Source organism: Variovorax sp. CF079 (genome assembly GCF_900101545.1).
Taxonomy (GTDB): domain Bacteria; phylum Pseudomonadota; class Gammaproteobacteria; order Burkholderiales; family Burkholderiaceae_C; genus Variovorax.
In genome coordinates this window covers 59,111-77,742 of record NZ_FMZU01000010.1, presented here as the reverse complement: position 1 = coordinate 77,742, position 18,632 = coordinate 59,111, and the positions used below count along the sequence as shown (strand labels likewise).

The window sequence follows — 18,632 nt, the reverse complement described above, 5'->3', positions numbered from 1 at the left end:
GCATGGCTACGAGGAAAGCGCCGAGTTGGAGCGACGTCAAGGACAAGCTCGCCGACTTCGACCGCGCGGGATTGATCGGCCTGGTGCAAGACCTCTACGCCGCCAGCAAGGAAAACCAGGCCTTCCTGCATTCCCGATTCGGTCTCGGCGACGATGTGCTGAAGCCGTACAAGGCGACCATCGACCGCTGGTTGTGGCCGGACGTGTTCAAGAACCAGGACACCTCGGTCGCCAAGGCAAAGAAAGCCATCGCAGACTACAAGAAGGCCGTCGGCCAGCCGAGGGGTCTGGCCGAGCTAATGTTGTTCTTCTGCGAGCGCGCGGCGGGCTTCAGCAACGACGTCGGCTTGCAGGACGAGGGTTACTTCGACGCTCTGGCGCGGATGTTTGCGCAGGCTTTGACGATCATCGGTACCTTGCCCGAGGATCGTCGGCCCGAACTACTGGGGCGCTTGGATGCTGTCCGACGCCTCGGCCACAACTTGGGTTACGGCGTTGGTGACGACATGGACGACCTGCTGGTCGAGCATGGATTCGATGGCGGACAGTGATGAACTCACCACGCTGCGCGCGGAGAACGGCCGGCTGATCGCGCTGCTCGAATCGCACGGCATCGAATGGCGGGCGCAGCAGCAGCCGTCCCCACCGCCCTTCGAGCCATCGAGACTGTCCATCGACGAGAAGGTCACCATCTTCCGACGGCTCTTCCGCGGCCGTATCGACGTGTTTCCCGTCCGATGGCAAAGCAAGACCACGGGCAAGTCTGGCTACGCGCCGGCCTGCGCGAATGAGTGGCGCGCCGGTGTGTGCGAGAAGCCGCGCATCAAGTGCGGAGACTGCGGCAATCGTCTGCTCGTCCCGCTGTCGGACACGGTGATCTACAACCACCTGGCCGGCGGGCACACGGTCGGGGTGTATCCGCTGTTGGAGGACGACAGCTGCCATTTCCTGGCCGTCGACTTCGACGAGGCCGGTCACCGCCGCCGCGATGATCGCGCGCCGGGGTGTCAACACCCTGGTGCTGGTGCATCGCACCGAGCTGGCGAAGCAGTGGCAGGAGCGGCTGCAAGCCTTTCTCAGCGTCGGTAAGGGCGTGGTCGGCACCATTGGCGGCGGCAAGGCCAAGCCGACCGGCAGGATCGACATTGCCGTGATGCAGTCCCTGTCCCGCCAAGGGGAGGTGACCCCGCTGGTCGAGGACTACGGCCACGTGGTCGTCGACGAGTGTCATCATGTCGGTGCAGTCTCCTTCGACGCAAGCCTCAAGCGGACCAAGGCCAAATATGTGCTTGGCCTGACGGCGACCCCGATCCGACGCGACGGCCAGCAGCCGATCATCTTCATGCAGTGCGGGCCGATCCGCCACACTGCGGCCACGCCCGCCGGAGCGCCGCACGAGCTGGAGGTGGTGCCGCGGTCCTGCCATGTCCGGATCGATCTGCCGAAGGACGCCGGCATCCAGGACGTCTTCCGGCATCTTGCCAACGATCAGGCCAGGACCGAGGCCATTGCCACCGAGGTGCGCAACGCCTTCGTGCAGGGCCGCAAGGTGCTGGTTCTGACAGAGCGCACGGAACACCTCGACGCGATCGAGGCAGCCCTCGGCGGCCTTGGGTCGGAACTCTTCGTATTGCATGGCCGGATGTCCAGAAGGCAGCGTGCGGCGCTGGTGGCAGGCCTTGAGGCACTGGCGCCCGGCGCGCCGCGCGTCCTCCTGGCGACTGGCAAGTTGGTTGGCGAGGGCTTCGACCACCCGCCGCTGGACATGCTGGTTCTCGCCATGCCGGTGTCCTGGAAAGGCACGCTGCAGCAGTACGCCGGTCGCCTGCACCGGGAGCACGCCAGCAAGACCGACGTGAAGATCATCGACTTCGTGGACACCGGCCACCCGGCGTTGCTGCGTATGTGGGACAAGCGTCAGCGCGGCTACCGAGCGATGGGATATCGGATTGAGGCCGGCACCGTGCCGAACGAAAGCCTGCTTTGATGCGCTGATGCAGATTCAGGTGCGCTTGAATTGGAGCGAGCGGGCAGACCGCTATCGGCGACGCTGCGTGGCAGGAAGTATCGACGTTGTATATACTTCGTTGATATCAACGTTTCCGGAGCTGCTCATGCCCAAAGAAGCCATGTTCACCATGAAGCTGGAGCCGGAGCTGCGCGACGCCTTCATGGCCGAGGCCGAAGCTAGCCACCGCCCGGCGTCGCAGGTGGTGCGCGAACTGATGCGCGAGTTCGTCGAGCGTCAACGGCAGGCCCGTGAGTACGACGCGTTCCTGCGCGCCAAGGTCGACACGGCGCGCGCGCAGATCGCGTCCGGTCAATACACCAGTGACGCCGATGTCGAGGCCCGCGTTGCTGCCCGTCGCACTGCACTGCGGGCCAAAGCCGGCGGCCCTGACGCATGAGGGTCCTGTGGACCTTGTCCGCTGAGCAAGACCGCGCTGACATCGTCGACTTCATCGCTCAGGACAACCCGCTCGCCGCTATCCGCATGGATGAGATTTTCTCGGCAGCTGTCGGCCGGCTGGCCGAGCACCCCCTGCTGGGACGGGCCGGACAGATCCCGGGCACCCGCGAGTTGATCCCACACGAGAGCTATCGGCTGGTCTATGAGGTGCGGGCCGATACCGTCTGGATCTTGACCTTGGTGCATACCGCTCGCCTGTGGCCGCCGGCCCGGTCGTGATCGGATGCCAGCAAAAGCGCTCGGTTTTTGACGGTAGAAGTGACGGTAAAGCACGATGACTCGGACTACGAAAGGCAGTGCTCATGCGGGTTTCCAGCCATCGGAAATCATCGAGTGGGAGTGAGGGGTACTGTGGCGTATGCAGAGTTCCTGGGCGCACCGTAGCCGGGTTCGACCAAGCGAAGTGGTTCTGCCGTCCAACGACAAACTCAAGCCGCCGCAGCGCTGTGATTGTTCGTGACACACGATACAAGGCCGATGTCCGTACATTCGACACGGCTGCAGAATCGTCGACAGCCCCTGCTCACTCGTGCCCTCTTGCCGCACGTAAGGTCAACGCAGAGGCAATCGACTAAAAGCTCGCCCTCGGAATTTCCCGTTCCGTAAAGACTACGTGAGCCTGAGCGTCGGGCGGGATGGATGGCATGCTGCCATCCCAAGCTTGCCACGCACTTCGGAGCTCATTGGCCATCGTGGGATAACGGTTCTTGAGATTGGCGCGCTCCCGTGCGTCGTGACCGAGGTTGAAGAGGAACTCGTTTCCTTCAATACTCAGCCATTTCCAGTCGCCGCGAATCACCGCGCGCTGGGTACGATGTTTCATGCGCCAGAACAAATCGCGCGGCATATGCGCGTGAGGATCGTCCAGCGCTGATAGCATGCTCTTGCCATCGAGCGGGTAGTCCGGATGTGCTGCGACGCCGGCAGCGTCGAGCATCGTGGCCGTCCAGTCCATCGTCAGGTTGGGTACGTTGTGCAAGGCGGATGACGCGATGCGCGCCGGCCAGCGTGCGATCAGGGGCACGCGGATGCCGCCTTCGAGCAAGTCCATTTTCTGACCCACGAAAGGCCAGTTGTTGGAGAAGCGCTCGCCTCCGTTGTCGCTGGTGAAGACAACGAGTGTGTTGTCTGCGGCATCCTTGCGGGCCAGAGCATCGAGAACCCATCCGATGCCTTCGTCCATGTGATGGATCATGCGCTGGTAGGTGGCGATTGATCCACCATCCAGATGTTTGCCCACGCCCGCGATGCGCAACGCTTCATCGGCGTCGTCGCGTGTGAGCCAAGGCCAGTGTGGCGCACTGTAGTGCAGGCTTAGCAAGAAGGGCCTGTCTGCGGCTTGCCGTTCAACGAAGTCGACGGCGCGCCGGCTCAGCAAGTCGGTGAGATAGCCAGCTCGACATCGCAGGGTGCGGTCGGGAACGGCGGCCTGGAGTCGGTCGCCAAGGATGCGGCCGTTCAGTCATTGAGGAAGGCCAGCGCCTCGGGCACGAACTCGCCGTGATACTGGAAAATCCCGCCATGCCCGGCATCTTTGTAGATGACCAGTTGTGAGCCAGGAATGCGACGCGCCAAGTCATGACTGTTCACGGTGGGCACCATGATGTCGTTGTCGCCATTGGCGATCAGCACAGGGATGCGGATGCCGCCCAGATCCTGGGGCTCCTGCCGGCCCCAGGCCTTGATTGCCTTCAGCTGCCGCAGGAGGCACTGGGCGTCGGCCCCTTGTCCCGATCCGCCTTGCGCTCCTTCAGTCGTTCCAGGAAGGCTTTCGCGGCTTGGCGGCCATTGGCCGTGGAGGTGAAGGCCAGGTAGGTCTTGGGATCGCGCAGCGTCAACAAGCCCTTGGCCATCAGCGGCCAGGAGACCGCTCCGACATCGTCGATGCCTTTGCCGCCTGCCGGCCCCGTACCGGTCAGGATGAGTCGGCGCACCAGGCCGGGCGCTTTCAGCACGATGTCCTGCGCCACGAATCCTCCGAGGGAGAAGCCGAGCAGGTCGACCTTCTCGAAACCCAGTGCGTGGATCAGTGCGATCGCGTCCCGTGCCATTGCATCGATGGTGACAGGTGCCGTTCCGCCCGAAGCGCCGATCCCCCGGTAGTCGATGGCGATGATGCGATGCCTGCGGGAAAGCCCATCGACGATACGCGGGTCGAAATTGTCGAGGACCGCGCCCCAGTGGTTGAGGAGAACCAGCGGTACGCCGCCGCGCGGCCCCAGGTCACGGTACGCAAATGAAGTCCCGTCGACATCGATCGATCGGTTGAGGGCGTCGATGTAGGGCATGCGCGATCCTGGGTGCTTGTCGGTAGGGGTCATAATCTCTTCAAGGTGCTTGGTGTGGCGCGGCGAATCGAGGGGAGTCAAGCGCCATCACGTTGGCGGTCAGGCGTTCACATCGACGATGGTGCGCCCCTGAACCTTCCCCGCGAGTATTCGGCTGGCGACTTCAGGCACCTCTGCCAGGCCAATCACCTTGGTGGTCCGTGCAAGCTTGTCCAGATCCAGGTCGCTGGCCAGACGCGACCACGCCTGCAGCCGCACAGGCTGCGGCGCATTGACCGAGTCGATACCGGCGAGGGTGACGTTGCGCAGGATGAAGGGCAGGACGGATGCCGGCAGATCCGCGCCCTGTGCAAGACCGAAGGCCGCGACCACGCCGCGATACCGGGTCTGCGCCAGGACGTTCGCCAGCGTATGGCTGCCGACCGAATCGATGGCCCCGGCCCATTGCTCCTTGCCGATCGGTGCACCCGCTTCGGACAGGGCGTGGCGGTCGATGACGTCCGCCGCGCCCAATGCACGCAGGTAGGCGGCTTCGTCGAGGCGACCGGTCGACGCGATCACGCGATAGCCCAAGCCCGACAGCAATGCGATCGCCACGGAGCCGGCACCGCCATTGGCGCCGGTCACCAGGATGTCGCCACGCTCGGGCGTCAGGCCGCCATGCTCGAGTGCGAGCACGGACAACATGGCGGTGAACCCGGCGGTGCCGATGGCCATGGCATCCCGGGTCGAAAAGACTTCCGGGATCCTGACCAGCCAATCACCGCTCACCCGCGCCTTCTGCGCGAAGCCACCGTGGTGCGTCTGACTCAGTCCCCAGCCGGTCGCCAGCACACGGTCGCCGGCTGCGAGGCTGGGATAGGTCGACGACTCGACGACACCGGCAAAGTCGATGCCCGGAATCAGCGGAAACTGGCGAATGACCGGTGACCGGCCACTGAGCGCCATCGCGTCCTTGTAATTCACCGTCGAATACTCGACCGCGACGGTGACGTCGCCCGGCATCAGGTCTCGTTCACCGAAATCGACAAGCGCGATCGAGGTCGTTTCGCCGTTCTTGGTTGCCAGCAGTGCTTTGAAGTTCATGAATTTGGTCTCGTTTCAGTCGACGTAGAAGTTCGGCCAATGCTCCGGCCGTTGCCCTCATGTCCTCCGCGATGCTTCTCAACGTGTTCGAACATCGTTGATGACTGGCGCAAGAAGCCACGATCGTCCCGCAGGTCCCCTCTCGCGGTGCGTTCAGTTCGCCAGGCCGATGTAGTGCCCGAGTCGTCGTTCGAGCTCGGCGGGTCCGTGCTCGGCAGCAAGCTTGCCCATCCTCGGGCGGCGGGCGCGGAAACCAGGCCATGCCAGCGACTGGCTGTACTCCGCATAGGCGGCCAGGAGATCCGCGTCGGGCGGAAGCGTTGCGCGATTGACCTGGGCCTTGGCGCCGGCCAGCGATTGCTTGTCAAAACCGGACAGGCGAGTGGCGAGCGCGTTGACGAACGGGTCGAGTTCGTTGTCAGGCAGTGCACGGGTCACCATGCCCAAGCGCTCTGCATCGTCAGCGGCGTAGTCCTGGCTGCTGAGGATGACTTCCAATGCACGATCTCGTCCGACGAGCCGCGGCAATCTCTCGGTCCCGCCCCCGCCCGGCAAGATGCCCGAACCCACCTCGGGCTGGCCAAACAGCGCCTTTTCGAGACTCGCGTACCGCAGGTCACATGCCAGCGCGAACTCATTGCCGCCACCTCGCGTCCGGCCGCGGATGCTGGCGATGCTGATGACCGGCGACTTGCTCAGTCGCAGCACCAGATCGGTCCAGGTCGGCAAGGGCGGTTGAGTCGACTCGATCGGGAAATCCTGTGCCTTGCTCAGGTCGAAGTGGTTGATGAAGTACCCATCGATGTCGCTCCTGAACACAATGACCTTGACCTCGGGGTCGCGGTCCATGTCCTTCACCACGGCATGCAGAGCCGACACCATCTCCGGCACCACGAGGTTGAAGGGCGGGTTGGCGATCGTGACCTGCCAGAGCTGCGGAGTGCGCTTGTGCAATTTCACCAACGGTGACTGTGTGCCTGTGGCGAGGTCGGCGCTCGACCGGGGCGTACCCTGCGCGGAGGCTGATGGTGGCAATGCGGCGGGAAGTGCCACGGCTGTCACGGCCACAGCCGAGGCAACGAAGTCCCGGCGCGATACGCCCTGGTCCGAGGGCTGCGTTCTACATATTGTCCTCATGAGGGAAACCTCTTGGAAAAGTACCGGTTCAAGGTACGGGCACTGAGAAATACATCGTGGACACGCTGCGCTACTTGTGAGTTACGAGTTGCGAGTGACGAGTTGCCGTGTCCCGAGTCGGGGAAGATCTGCTGCAGATGTTCGGGCTCGGCGCTTCAAGACGTGGCCCGATAGCGCTCTGCCACATGCGCCTGCCGGATGTCCGCGATCAGGGCCTGACGTGCCGTGTTCAGCACCTCCCAGCGCGCGGCATCATGCAGCGGCGGGATGGTCACGAGTTCACGGCGGTCGAATCCGGCCAGCGCGGCATCCACCAGCTCATCCACGTGCATCAAATCAGGCATTGCACTGATATCGATGCCCGCGCGCTCCCAAATCTCGGTACGGGTGCCGGCAGGCAACACCGCCTGCACGTAGACACCCTTGGGCGTGAGCTCCAGGCTCAGGCCCTGGGACAGGAACAGCACGAAGGCCTTGGTCGCGCCGTAGACCGACATGCCGAACTCGGGCGCCAGGCCGACCACCGAGCCGATGTTGACGATCGCGCCTTTGCCGGCCTGCGCGAGGCGCGGGGCGATGGCACTGGCCAGTCTGACCAGCGCGGTGGTGTTGAGGTTGACCAGGCGGGCGACATCGTCTGTCGATTGGTCGATGAAGGGACCGGACAGCGCGGCCCCGGCGTTGTTGATCAGGGTTTCGATCCTGGCGTCCTCGCGCAGGCGCGCCTCGACTACGGCCAGATCGCCGGACTGGGTCAAGTCGGCCGGGAGGATATCGACGGCGGCGCCGGTTTCCGCACGCAGGCGCGCAGCGAGCTTTTCCAGGCGCACCTTGTCGCGTGCCACCAGCACAAGGTCGTGGCCGCGGCGTGCGAAGCGGTCGGCATAAATGGCGCCGATGCCGGTCGAGGCGCCTGTGATGAGAACAGCGGAATGAGAGGTCATGTGATTTTCTCTTGGTCAAAAAGGTGGGTTGATGCCGCGATGTGCAGCATGGAAAAACGACTATCGGGCGCTGGAATCGGCGAGGGTCGGATAGTCGGTGTAGCCCTGGGCGCCACCGCCATAGAGCGTGGCTGGATTGAGTGCGGCGAGGGGAGCGCCGATCTCCAGCCTTTCGACCAGATCGGGGTTGCCGATGAACGGGCGGCCGAAGGCGAACAGGTCGGCCTTCCCCTCGATCAGGCGGGCGTTGGCCAGCTCGGGGCTGTAACCGTTGTTGGCCAGGTAGGTTTTCTTGAAGCGATTGCGCATCGAATCGAAGTCGAACGGTGCGGCATCGCGCGAACCACCGGTAGCGCCTTCGACCACATGCAGATAGACGATGCCCAGCGCATCGAGCTTGTCTGCGATGTAGTCGTACTGCGGCTGAGGATCGCTGCAGGAAATGGCGCCGGCTGTTGATACGGGCGAGAGGCGCACGCCGGTGCGTTCAGCACCGATTTCCGTCGCCACAGCGGCGGTGACTTCAAGCAGCAGGCGCGCGCGGTTCTCGATGGAGCCACCGTACGCGTCCGTGCGGGTATTGGCACCGTCCTTGATGAACTGTTCCAGCAGGTAGCCGTTGGCGCCGTGGACTTCGACGCCGTGGAAGCCCGCGGCGATCGCATTGGCCGCTGCCTGGCGGAAATCCTCGACGATGCCTGGAATCTCATCCAACGCCAGGGCGCGTGGCTCGGAGACATCGTGAAAACCATTGTTGACGAACGTCTTGGTCGCGGCGCGGATGGCAGAGGGCGCCACCGGCGCGGTGCCACCAGGCCGCAGGTCGACGTGGGAGATGCGGCCCACGTGCCACAACTGGACGAAGATCCGCCCGCCCTTGGCGTGAACGGCGTCGGTCACCCTGCGCCAGCCGTCGATCTGCGGCTGCGTGTAGAGGCCGGGGGTGTCCTGGTAGCCCTGGGCATCGGCCGAGATCTGGGTGGCCTCGGTGATGATGAGGCCCGCCGAGGCGCGTTGGCCGTAGTAGGTGGCGGCGTGCTCGCTGGGGATCAGACCCGCACCCGCACGATTGCGCGTCAGCGGCGCCATCACGATGCGGTTGGATAGTTTGAGTGAGCCAAGTGTGTAGGGCTCGAAGAGCGTTTTGTCGGTCATGTCGGTTTGCTGTGTCGTCGTTGATCGGGCGGGAAAGGGGACGCGCGACGACATCACTCCTCCAGGAACTGGATCGCGTGTCGGAGGAAGCGCTCGGGATACTGGAACTGCGCGCCGTGTCCGGCGTCGGGGTAGATCAACAGCTGCGCGTTGGGAATGTTCTGCGACAGATGCCAGGAGTTGATCGTGGGGATCATGATGTCGTGGACGCCGTTGAGCACCAGGGTCGGCTGCGTGACGGCGTTCAGGAAGGCATAGGGATTCGCACCCGGCAACGGCTGCAGGTAAGCGGCGTGCGCCTCGGCCTGGGCTTGAGCGACCTCCATGGAACTGGGCGGATCCTGCTCGACGCGCTGGTGGCGGCGCTCCCAGAAGGCCAGACCCGCCTGCTTCGCAGCCTCCGAGCGGCCGAAGAACAGGTAGAGGAAGTCATCCGCTGTCGGCACGGGATTCGGCGCGACTTCGAGCACCCTGGGCTCCATCTTCGGATCGCCGCCGCGCAGTCCGGTGCCGAGCAGAAGAAGCTTGCGAACCAGTTGCGGGTGACGCAGTACGACCTCCTGCACCTGGAAGCCCCCGATCGAGAAGCCAAGCAGATCGACCTGGGACAGACCCAGCGCCCGGATCACCAGGGCGATGTCGTCTGCCATGTCTTCGATCCGGTTGCGGGGCGAGCCGGTCGAGGAGGCAATACCGCGACCGTTGTAGAGGATGACTTCGCGGCCTGCGGCCAGACCATCTGTCAACTGAGGATCCCAATGGTCCAGGCCGCCGCGGAAATGCTGGACGAAGAACAGAGGGGGTTGTTCGCCGGAGGTGTTGCCCCAGCGGCGATAGGCGAATTTGTCGCCATCCACTTCGACGAAGCGGGTGGGGGCGGTCAGGTGGGTGTCGCTCATTTCCGGAAGCCTTCCAAGGTAAGTCGGCTTAATGATGTCGATCATCATCTTTATTGTCAAGGACTTTGATGATGATTGACATCAATGTATATTCACGACTTCACCGATGGCGCATCTAGAGAGATCCTGGACATGAAAGTCACCAAAGCGCAGGCGCAGGCGAACCGGGCGCGCATCGTCGAGACGGCCTCTGCGCTGTTTCGCGAGCGTGGCTACGACGGGGTCGGGATTGCGGACTTGATGGCGGTCGCCGGCTTTACCCATGGTGGGTTCTATAAACACTTCCCGTCCAAGGCCGACCTGCTGGCGGAAGCGGCGACCTGTGGTTTTGCGCAGTCGGCCGCCAAAGCCGAAGGGGTCGATGCGGTGGAAGTCGTCAAGCGATACCTGTCCCGAGAGCACCGCGACGCTCGGGGTGAAGGTTGCACGATGGCCGCGCTATGTGGAGACGCTGCGCGTCAGCCGGAGTCGATCAAGACGGCTTTTGCGACCGGCGTTGAAAGCCTGCTAGAGGCCCTGGCAAACCAGGACGGCGCGCCCGAGGACGGCAAACGGGAAGGCGACCTGCGCGCCAGGCGCATCGACGTCCTTGCGCAGATGATCGGCGCAATAGTGCTGTCGCGGGCATGTCCTGACGACTCGCCACTCGCCGATGAAATTCTGGATGTCTGCCGTGCGGCAGTGCTGTCGAGGCTATCGGCTCCCCTTGATGCGTAGCTCACGACTCCGTGTGCGGACGCGACCACGACGTGCCTGATCTTTGACCTCTCTGCACCCGTTTCAGGAGGCCCCCATGGTCGAGCATGAAATCGCTTCTGACGGTAAAAGCGACGGTAAAGATCCATGTCGGTCACAGCCAAGTCCTTGGACCATGCGGGTTTGGACGGCCTGTTGACGATGGAGTGGGAGTGAGGGGCGGAGCGTTCTCTGTACAAGCGCGTCGTAGGTAGCGCGTCAAGCGGCGTTCGCCTTCTCTTGAATGGTCTGGCAGTGTTGGAGAAGGGTGTCGAACGACTCGACCTCATCGAGGAACAAGCCATCGTCAACCATGTGCTGGTAGTCGGCGGCCAACTTGGCTAAGGCGCCGTCGTCGGGAACGAGGCGAAGACCGCCCGCGACTGCGGCGTGGTAGTCGATCGGTCCACCATCTAGGTTCTTCTCCGCGAAGAAGATGCTCTTGTGATCGGCCACCGCGCTCGCCAGCGCCGTGTCTGCAATCGCCGAGTCGGCGAAGCCGGCGGCATCCAGCCGGGTCACGTCGTGCCAATGGCGGGCGAACCTATCCCCGCCTCGAAAGGCACCTTGCGCGCAGAAGACGTGAATCGCGGTAGCTTTTTCCCAGAAGGTCCGCTCGGCACGCATCACCTGTGGCGTCGCTTCGGGAAACTCAACGCTCCGCAGGTGTGCGGCTGCATCGCAGTGAACGGAGCGCAGTTCGCAAGGCTCGCCGGTGGATCGCGCGCCAAATTCAAGCATGATTGCCGACGAGACATATCCCGTTCCCGAGGTCAAGGGCGTGTAGTCGATGAACACCTTGTCGCCTTCGGCCCGGACCGTGGCGGGCAGGCCACGCTGCCCAAGGTCTTGCTGGAGCCGCGGAACGACATCGGTGGCCACCCAATCAGCCAAGCGGGCGCGGATCTCCTTGCTCCACTTCTTCTCCTGGCTCTTGCTGGCCGGGAGCGGCGTGCCCGCATCGCCGATCAGATCACCAGCGATGGCGCGGATGTCGTAGGTGAGGTCCACGTCCTCGGAGAACCGCTGGATGACGCCATAGGCCTTCGACAGGGAGGTGCCACCCTTGAAGACAAGATGCGGCGCATAGGGCGCGGTGAAGAGGTGCCGCAAGGACCACACCACCCAAACGTCCTTTTCCAGGAGGTGAGGAGGGCGCCCGGACGCATTGGCGGCCTGGGCAAGGGCCTCCAAGCGCTCGTCGGCGGAGAGCTCGAAGAACTCAGCCATGCGGTATCAGCGCGCTCACCTCCTGCGCCATCCAGGTCGGCAGGCGCGCCCGTGCCGACGCCACTTCTTTCATCTCGGCCGGCGGCAGTTTGGCGCGCAGCGCCCGCAGCGCAGCGCCGGCCTTTTCAGGCCCCAACCATGCCAGCGCTCGCACCACATCGCCGGCAGCGCGGCCAGCAAAGATCAGTTGCCACACCGGCGCATGCCGCAACTCCACGGTCTGGGCGCCCAGCTTCAAGCGGCGGCTGGGGCCGGACGTCAGATAGACGGACCGCATCGGCACCTGAGTCGTGAGCCCGAGCGCGTTGGCGGCGGACGCACCATGCGACACGATGGTTTCCCCGCGCTGACTGGCCAGCCCCTCGACCATCTTGGCGGTCGAGGGCGCACGGGAACCGAAGCGGCTCTCGACCGGCAGGACATAGATGCCGCGGCCCGCGCGCAGCAGGGCGCCGCGTTGCACGAGGCGGGACAGAACCTGGTCCACAGCGGCCCGGTTCCCCAGATGCAGCAGTTCCTTCGCGACCAAAGGCGTGCCCTCCGGCAACCCGGCGGCGTGCTCTAGAACTAGTTTGGCGAGGGTCTGCATGGCGGCAACTCTTGGAGTGGTAGAAGTATGACGTAATTTCTGACAGTTTTCAAGTCGCTTGCCGCCAGCGTGCGTCGCCGCTCACCGCTACGGACCGCGAATTCCAGCGCAATCTCCACGGTGCGCTTGCGGAGGTCTAAAAGACTTGGTAAGACATTCTTACCGACCGTAATGGCCCACATGGAGGTCCAAATGGATGCCGCTTTGATTCAGACGACCCTGGTGGAAGTGCTGCAGAACATACAAGCCACGAGCGAGCTTGAGTGCCCGCCACTTGGCGGCGCGACGAAGCCCATCGAGGAACTGCCGAAGTTCGACAGCAAGATATGGCCCGTCGCCATTGGCATGCTGGGCGCGAAGCTCGGCATCAACATCGCCAATGATGTGAACATCTTCCGGCAGGACGATTCCAGTATTGCGCTGACGATCGACGAGATCGTTGCAAAGGTCGTTGCGCTCGTAGAAGCGCAAGCCGTGGTTGAACCCATGCAGGCGAACGCGCAATGACGGACGGCCCGGACACCCACCGCTCGGCGATCGCCGAACGCCTGCGAGAGGCCAGAAAGGCAGCCGGTCTGTCGCAGGGCCAGGTGGCCAAGTTGCTGCAGATGCATCGGCCGACGGTTTCTGAGATCGAGGCCGGCAATCGCCGTGTTTCTGCAGAAGAACTGATGAAATTTGCAGAGACCTACGATGTCACCGTTTCATGGCTGCTGGGCGAAACAGCCGAACAGCTCGAGATGAATGACCCGCGACTTCAGCTTGCCGCACGCGAATTGAGCAAGCTGAAGCCAGACGACCTGGACCGACTGCTGCGACTGCTGGCGTCGATGCGCAGCTCGGATGCCGAAGAGGGAGGGGGGAGCAAATGAGTGCTCAGCTCTCGAACACGTCGGCCGCGGGGCGAAAAGCCCTGGTGATGCAAGGCATGCAGGCTTCAATCGCGGCGCGCGTGAAGGCGGGCGTGGATCTCAAGAGTCCCACCTGCATCTATGGCTTGTGCGAGGCGCACAACGTCGCAGTCCGCGCCGCCGATCAGGCTGGCGAAAGCACCATCTTGTAGAGACGCCCACGACAGCCGCCGCAGACTGGGGCCTGAGGTCCAGCCTACTAGATGCCATAATTGTAGCGTTTTTCTGAAAATAATGCCAGCATATTGCTTCTTCTTAAAAAAGATGTGATCTTGTTTTGGAAGATATGTAAATATTATGGCTGTTTTTGCCAAAAACACCTAGAATATCGGCTTCATGGCCAAGAAGACAGCCCCTTTGCTCCCAGCCACCGATGAACTGCTACGTCAGTTCGGCGGCCGCCTGCGCCTGGCGCGGCTGCGCCGGCGGCTCTCGGCCAAGCAGGTTGCCGAGCGAGCCGGGATGGCGCCCATGACGCTGCGCAGCCTGGAGCGCGGCGGGTCGGGGGTGACCATGGGTGCCTACCTCGCCGTCATGCAAGTGCTGGGCATCGAAAAAGACCTCGACTTGCTCGGTAAGGCCGACCCTGTGGGTCGCGAGCTCCAGGATGCGCAGCTGCCCGCGCACACCAAGACAACACGACCGAGCTTGTCGCCGTCAGCCAAACGGCCGGCGACGGCCAAGACGCCGGTGCCGGTTGCTGGCGCCGCGGCGGAGCTTCGCCATGCCATCGAAAGCTCACCGCAAGAACAACTGCGCAAGCTATTCGATTCCCTGCCCAGCGAGCAGATGCGCAAGGCACTTGAAGCACTGCCGGAAACACAGATGCGCAAGGCACTGGCCGCCATGCCGTCCGCGCACCTGCGTGAAGCCGTGGACCGGCGGGATGCCCCCAACAGGCAAATCAAGAAGCTGCTCAAGCCTTCTGAGGACGCGCGGGACTGGATCAAGAAGAGCGGCTTCGCCAGCGCCGATGCACTTGCTGGCTTGATCGACCCCTCGGTGTCGCTGAAGAAAGGGCGTTGAGCCCATGGCAGCGACCATCGCCGTCTATGCGGACTGGGTCGGCCTCGCAGAGCCGCTACGGCTGGGGTGGCTGCATGCCAGGCGCGGAGCAGGCCGGGAAGTTTTCGAGTTTGAGTTCGACGCCGCGGCGCTGGCCCACCCCGCCGCCGGGAACTTGCACCTGGATCCCCGGCTGGGCCTCTTCGAGGGCCGGCAGCACCCGCCCCAGGGTCACGAGACCTTCGGGGTGTTCGCCGATGCGAGCCCGGATCGTTGGGGCAGGTTGCTGATGCGCCGCCGGCTAGAGCGCGCGCAGCGGGCAGGGCAGGTGGGCAAGGCCGTGCGCCTGCATGAATCGGACTACCTGCTGGGCGTGCACGACGCCTATCGTTCCGGGGCGCTGCGCTTGCGACTTGATGACGCCGGCGATTTTCTGGACAACCAGCACGGCGCGGCAGCGCCGCCATTCGTGCAGCTGCGCGAACTGGAAGCGGCCAGCCTGGCGCTGGAGCGCGATGAGGACAACACCTCTGCGGCGGGCGACGACTGGCTGCGCATGCTGATCGCACCCGGCGGCTCGCTCGGCGGTGCGCGGCCCAAGGCCAGCGTGGTCGATCCACAGGGGCAGTTGTGGATTGCCAAATTCCCCAGCCTACGCGACGAGCACGACGTGGGCGCCTGGGAACTGGTGGTGCAGACCCTCGCGAAGGGCTGCGGCCTCGCCGTGCCACAAAGCCTCGCACGCAAATTCGCGAGCCCGCACCACACCTTCCTGGTGAAGCGCTTCGACCGTACGTCAGACGGCAGGCTTCACTTCGCCTCGGCGATGACGCTCACCGGCCGCTTGGATGGCGACGATGCATCGACAGGTGCGAGCTATCTGGAGATCGCCCGCGTGCTGATCGATCACGGCGCGCACACTGTCGCCGATTTGCGCGAGCTGTGGTCGCGCATCGTGTTCAACATGCTGGTCTCCAACACCGACGATCACCTGCGCAACCACGGCTTCATCCTCGTGCCCGGCAAGGGCTGGCGCCTGTCCAATGCCTACGACATGAATCCTGTGCCCGAGGCGCAAGGCCTGAAGCTCAACGTCAGCGAGGCCGACAACGCGATGGATCTCGATCTGGCGCGTTCGGTGGCGCCATACTTTCGGGTCTCCAAGAAGCTGGCCGACGAGATGGTGTCGCGCAGCCAGGCCGTGGTGAAGCAGTGGCCCAAGATCGCCGACAGCCTGAAAGTTCGTGCTCGAGAGCAGGAGCGAATGGCTCCAGCGTTCCAGCTCGCTGGCTGATCAGCCCAGCCCTTTAAAAAATGCGCGCTCGGGGGATCATTGGCATCTACTGAGGACTATTGGATCGCGCCCTCAACAGTATCCAAACGATTGATTCAAGAATAGTGGCTGCGCTGCGCAGTGCTTCCTTCAGCCCATGGATGGGTGTCTCCATCGTCTTGTGGACGCGCACACCCGAACGGCCGACTAACCTGACTTGAGGCGTCTTACCCCGAGCGCCACCGTGAAGAACCACCCGAGGAGTACCTGACCATGGCAAAGACCAAGAGGAGTACAGCGTCGTCCTCTGACGGCGACGCGCGCAAGTCGGTCATCGTGACCTTCAAGCCGAAGGAGACGCGGCGCAACAAGTCGGCCGACAAGATGGAGATCCTTGCCTCGAGCTGTCCACGCGCCGGCAACCTTTTCATCTACGACGTCGCCGGCGCCGACGCGTTCACCGTCGGCGCCCCGGGCCTGCCGACATCGATCGAGAGCGACAGCATCGGCTTCGACATCAACCTCTACGAGGCACCGATCGTCACGTTGAAGCTGTCAGATAGCGAGATCAAGGCGCTGAAGAGCAACCCCGACGTCTCCGCGGTCGAAGACGACGGCTGGGCCTATGCGCTCCCGCTGCAGAACTTGGTGTTCGAGGGGCAGCCGTCGGTGCAGGCCGAGACGGTGCCGATCGGCGTCTCGCAGATCCAGGCGGTGCCGGCCTGGGGTTGCTCGCGCGGTCGCGGCATCAAGGTCGCGGTGCTCGACACCGGCATCGATTGGAACCATCCGGATCTGCGGCCGAACGTGCGCAGCGCGATCAGCTTCGTGCCGGGCGAAACGGCGATGGACGGCAACAGCCACGGCACGCACTGCTCAGGCACCATCGCTGCGGTGATCAACGGCGCCGGCGTCGTCGGTGTGGCACCTGAGGCCTGGCTCTATGGGATCAAGGTACTGGCCAACAGCGGCAGCGGCCAGTTCAGCTGGATCATCGCCGGCATCAACTGGGCGATCCAGAACAAGATGCAGATCGTCAGCATGAGTCTGGGCGCGAGCAGCGCGCCAGCGGCGCTTGAAGCGATCTGCAACGCCGCGTTCAACGCCGGTGTGCTGCTGGTCGCGGCAGCCGGCAACGCCGGACCGCCGCCGGCCGGCCAGCCGACTTCGGTGGGCTTTCCGGGGCGCTACAGGAATGTGGTCGCGGTCTCGGCGATCGACAGCAACAACGTCATCGCGCCGTTCAGCAGCCGCGGGCCGGAGGTCGAGATCTGCGCGCCGGGCGTGCAGGTGCTGTCCACCGTGCCCGGTGGCGGCTACGGGCAGAAGAGCGGCACCAGCATGGCCTGCCCGCATGTCGCCGGCGCTGCGGCAGTGATCTGGGGCGCGCACCGATTCGCCACCAACGTGCAGATATGGAACCTGCTCGGGGCGAGCGCCGACAACCTCGGCAACCCGGGCTGGGACCCGCAGTACGGCTACGGCCGCGTCGACGTGGACCAGGCCGCACTGGCGGTGGTGCCGGCGCCAGCGATTCAGTTGCGGCCCTGAGGCGCGGCGACGCAGCAGCCGATGCAGGTGCTGATCCTTCCGCTGGTGCCCGACGCGCCGCTGCCGCGGCGCGCGCAGGCGGCCTCCCGGTCACCTGGACGCCCAGGCTACGGCGTGCAGGAGCAGTGCCTGCCGTTTACCGCGGCCGCCGGGCTCGGCCTGCTGGTGCCTGCGCCGTTCGACTTCGGCCTGTGCCTGCCGGCTGAGGTGCCGCCGCTCGCGCGCGCCTTCAGGCCGCCACCCGCGGCCGATGTCGCCGGCGACCGACGGACGTTCTACGTGTGCGACCGGCCGTCAAGCCGCTTCACAGGCAATGCGTTCACCTTCGACGCCTTGCCTTTCGACGACGAGCAAGGGCAGCGCCGCGAGATACGCCCGGTGCATCCCGGATTGAGTTTCTTCGATCGTGAAGACCAGGCGCACCTGTTCAAGTTGCACCTGCCCTGGTTGCTGCGCACGCCGCCGCAGGTGGACAGCTTCTTCGGCCAGCCGATCAACCGTCCGGTGCCGGTGGCAATGCACGTCGGCCTGGTCGAGACCGACTGGTACGCGCATCCAGTGAACCTGGTGTTGCTGCGGCCTGCCGAAGGATCGCTGCATGTGCGCGCCGGCGACACCGTCGCTCAGGTGAATTTTGTCGCCCGCGCCGCCCGTCGCGTCGATCCCGAGATACTTCCGCGCGACGGCAGCACGGCCCACGTGCTGCACAACGAGTTGCTGCAATGGCACATCGCGCATGGCCGCGATCGCAGCGCCTATCGGAGGCTTGCGCGCAGCGAGCAGGGCCGACTCGTCGAGGCTCAGAGCAACGGCGCCGGACCTTGAGCCCATGCAGGCACTGTAACGACGCGATGGGAAGAGCGACGGGCTCAGCCGCCGTCAGCGAACGCTTCGAGCGCCTCGGCCAGTCCGTCGTACTCGATGCACTCCACCATCGGATGCGCCGCCAGGTCCAGTACCTGGCGTGCCGTCATCTCGCCGGCGACCATGCGGATCACTTCGATCTCTTGCGTCGCTACAAACGGCACGACATCGGCCGCTTTCGCGCCGGGCGCGAGCGTGACGATGAACTGGAGCTTCAGCTTTGGATGCCTGACAGCCAAGCGGGTGAGCACTGAGGCCGTGCGCGGTTCGAGAGGGTGTTTCATCGCGGCGATCTGATTGGCGGGGCTGGCGGATCCATGCTATCCCCGCCAAGAATAGTCGGGTTGCTCGAGCTGGCTTTGACCTGGACCTGCAGCGCGCAACCATGCCGCGAGTCGCGTGTCTTCGAAGGGTGGGGTAGATCATTGGTATTCAGGAATGCACCCTGCTTGCTTGCGCAGCGCAGATCAGGGAAGCTCCTGCCACGTCGGTGCG

22 protein-coding genes and 1 pseudogene are annotated in these 18,632 nt (G+C 64.2%); 13 read left to right on the top strand and 10 right to left on the bottom strand.

Features of this window, described 5'->3' with window-relative positions:
- The first annotated feature begins 2 nt into the window (after positions 1-2).
- The 5 genes from BLS74_RS14940 (at position 3) to BLS74_RS14925 (ending at position 2,689) form a co-directional block, all read left to right on the top strand.
- Positions 3-551 carry a hypothetical protein gene (locus BLS74_RS14940; protein ID WP_093107513.1) on the top strand — a complete coding sequence of 183 codons (549 nt, stop codon included), beginning with the start codon at positions 3-5 and terminating at the stop codon, positions 549-551.
- Complete coding sequence (locus BLS74_RS35090) at positions 529-1,089, top strand: TOTE conflict system archaeo-eukaryotic primase domain-containing protein (RefSeq protein WP_244503886.1); 561 nt, start codon at positions 529-531, stop codon at positions 1,087-1,089. The genes BLS74_RS14940 and BLS74_RS35090 overlap by 23 nt, the downstream gene beginning before the upstream one ends.
- On the top strand, positions 989-1,987 hold the full coding sequence (locus BLS74_RS14935; protein ID WP_244503885.1) for a DEAD/DEAH box helicase: 999 nt from the start codon (positions 989-991) through the stop codon (positions 1,985-1,987). The genes BLS74_RS35090 and BLS74_RS14935 overlap by 101 nt, the downstream gene beginning before the upstream one ends.
- Positions 1,988-2,114: 127 nt before the next feature.
- The gene (locus BLS74_RS14930) at positions 2,115-2,408 is read left to right on the top strand and encodes an antitoxin of toxin-antitoxin stability system (RefSeq protein ID WP_093107511.1); all 294 of its coding nucleotides are present in this window, start codon (positions 2,115-2,117) and stop codon (positions 2,406-2,408) included.
- Positions 2,405-2,689 carry a type II toxin-antitoxin system RelE/ParE family toxin gene (locus BLS74_RS14925; protein ID WP_093107509.1) on the top strand — a complete coding sequence of 95 codons (285 nt, stop codon included), beginning with the start codon at positions 2,405-2,407 and terminating at the stop codon, positions 2,687-2,689. The genes BLS74_RS14930 and BLS74_RS14925 overlap by 4 nt, the downstream gene beginning before the upstream one ends.
- 352 nt (positions 2,690-3,041) lie before the next feature.
- Here the strand turns inward: BLS74_RS14925 and BLS74_RS14920 are convergent, their stop codons facing one another.
- The 7 genes and pseudogenes from BLS74_RS14920 to BLS74_RS14890 form a co-directional block, all read right to left on the bottom strand.
- Positions 3,042-3,878, bottom strand: coding sequence for a sulfatase family protein (locus tag BLS74_RS14920; RefSeq protein ID WP_280142633.1), 837 nt, complete (start codon positions 3,876-3,878; stop codon positions 3,042-3,044).
- Positions 3,879-3,928: 50 nt separating this feature from the next.
- Positions 3,929-4,758: pseudogene (locus tag BLS74_RS14915) on the bottom strand (alpha/beta hydrolase).
- Between the two features lie 99 nt (positions 4,759-4,857).
- The gene (locus BLS74_RS14910) at positions 4,858-5,844 is read right to left on the bottom strand and encodes an acrylyl-CoA reductase (NADPH) (RefSeq protein WP_093107505.1); all 987 of its coding nucleotides are present in this window, start codon (positions 5,842-5,844) and stop codon (positions 4,858-4,860) included.
- A 153-nt stretch (positions 5,845-5,997) separates the two neighbouring features.
- Positions 5,998-6,897: an enoyl-CoA hydratase/isomerase family protein gene (locus BLS74_RS14905; protein WP_244503883.1), complete on the bottom strand. Its 900-nt coding sequence runs from the start codon at positions 6,895-6,897 to the stop codon at positions 5,998-6,000.
- Positions 6,898-7,136: 239 nt separating this feature from the next.
- Positions 7,137-7,925 carry an SDR family NAD(P)-dependent oxidoreductase gene (locus BLS74_RS14900; protein WP_093107502.1) on the bottom strand — a complete coding sequence of 263 codons (789 nt, stop codon included), beginning with the start codon at positions 7,923-7,925 and terminating at the stop codon, positions 7,137-7,139.
- Positions 7,926-7,985: 60 nt separating this feature from the next.
- A complete protein-coding gene (locus BLS74_RS14895) occupies positions 7,986-9,080 on the bottom strand; it encodes an alkene reductase (protein ID WP_093107500.1) in 1,095 nt (364 codons plus the stop codon).
- A gap of 53 nt (positions 9,081-9,133) precedes the next feature.
- A complete protein-coding gene (locus BLS74_RS14890) occupies positions 9,134-9,979 on the bottom strand; it encodes an alpha/beta fold hydrolase (RefSeq protein WP_093107498.1) in 846 nt (281 codons plus the stop codon).
- A 132-nt stretch (positions 9,980-10,111) separates the two neighbouring features.
- Between BLS74_RS14890 and BLS74_RS14885 the strand changes: the two genes are divergently transcribed.
- The gene (locus BLS74_RS14885; protein WP_093107840.1) at positions 10,112-10,696 is read left to right on the top strand and encodes a TetR/AcrR family transcriptional regulator; all 585 of its coding nucleotides are present in this window, start codon (positions 10,112-10,114) and stop codon (positions 10,694-10,696) included.
- Positions 10,697-10,933: 237 nt separating this feature from the next.
- On the opposite strand, the gene BLS74_RS14880 is transcribed toward BLS74_RS14885, so the two are convergent.
- Both BLS74_RS14880 and BLS74_RS14875 read right to left on the bottom strand, forming a co-directional pair.
- Positions 10,934-11,944, bottom strand: a complete 1,011-nt coding sequence (locus BLS74_RS14880) for a nucleotidyl transferase AbiEii/AbiGii toxin family protein (RefSeq protein ID WP_093107496.1) — start codon at positions 11,942-11,944, stop codon at positions 10,934-10,936.
- The gene (locus BLS74_RS14875; RefSeq protein ID WP_093107494.1) at positions 11,937-12,533 is read right to left on the bottom strand and encodes a DUF6088 family protein; all 597 of its coding nucleotides are present in this window, start codon (positions 12,531-12,533) and stop codon (positions 11,937-11,939) included. The genes BLS74_RS14880 and BLS74_RS14875 overlap by 8 nt, the downstream gene beginning before the upstream one ends.
- A 192-nt stretch (positions 12,534-12,725) precedes the next feature.
- Here BLS74_RS14875 and BLS74_RS14870 point away from each other — a divergent pair, with 192 nt between their 5' ends.
- From BLS74_RS14870 to BLS74_RS14845, 7 genes are all read left to right on the top strand, one after another.
- Positions 12,726-13,040, top strand: a complete 315-nt coding sequence (locus tag BLS74_RS14870; RefSeq protein WP_093107492.1) for a hypothetical protein — start codon at positions 12,726-12,728, stop codon at positions 13,038-13,040.
- Positions 13,037-13,405: a helix-turn-helix domain-containing protein gene (locus BLS74_RS14865; RefSeq protein WP_093107490.1), complete on the top strand. Its 369-nt coding sequence runs from the start codon at positions 13,037-13,039 to the stop codon at positions 13,403-13,405. The genes BLS74_RS14870 and BLS74_RS14865 overlap by 4 nt, the downstream gene beginning before the upstream one ends.
- On the top strand, positions 13,402-13,596 hold the full coding sequence (locus tag BLS74_RS33845) for a hypothetical protein (RefSeq protein ID WP_139191692.1): 195 nt from the start codon (positions 13,402-13,404) through the stop codon (positions 13,594-13,596). The genes BLS74_RS14865 and BLS74_RS33845 overlap by 4 nt, the downstream gene beginning before the upstream one ends.
- A gap of 184 nt (positions 13,597-13,780) precedes the next feature.
- Entirely contained in the window at positions 13,781-14,470 is a 690-nt protein-coding gene (locus BLS74_RS14860; RefSeq protein WP_093107488.1) for a helix-turn-helix domain-containing protein, read from the top strand.
- A gap of 4 nt (positions 14,471-14,474) precedes the next feature.
- Complete coding sequence (locus BLS74_RS14855) at positions 14,475-15,743, top strand: type II toxin-antitoxin system HipA family toxin (RefSeq protein ID WP_093107486.1); 1,269 nt, start codon at positions 14,475-14,477, stop codon at positions 15,741-15,743.
- A 252-nt stretch (positions 15,744-15,995) separates the two neighbouring features.
- A complete protein-coding gene (locus BLS74_RS14850) occupies positions 15,996-17,273 on the top strand; it encodes a S8 family peptidase (RefSeq protein WP_093107484.1) in 1,278 nt (425 codons plus the stop codon).
- A 21-nt stretch (positions 17,274-17,294) separates the two neighbouring features.
- On the top strand, positions 17,295-18,098 hold the full coding sequence (locus tag BLS74_RS14845) for a hypothetical protein (RefSeq protein WP_093107482.1): 804 nt from the start codon (positions 17,295-17,297) through the stop codon (positions 18,096-18,098).
- A 44-nt stretch (positions 18,099-18,142) separates the two neighbouring features.
- Here BLS74_RS14845 and BLS74_RS14840 read toward each other — a convergent pair whose 3' ends face one another.
- The gene (locus BLS74_RS14840; RefSeq protein ID WP_093107480.1) at positions 18,143-18,421 is read right to left on the bottom strand and encodes a hypothetical protein; all 279 of its coding nucleotides are present in this window, start codon (positions 18,419-18,421) and stop codon (positions 18,143-18,145) included.
- Positions 18,422-18,632 lie beyond the last annotated feature (211 nt).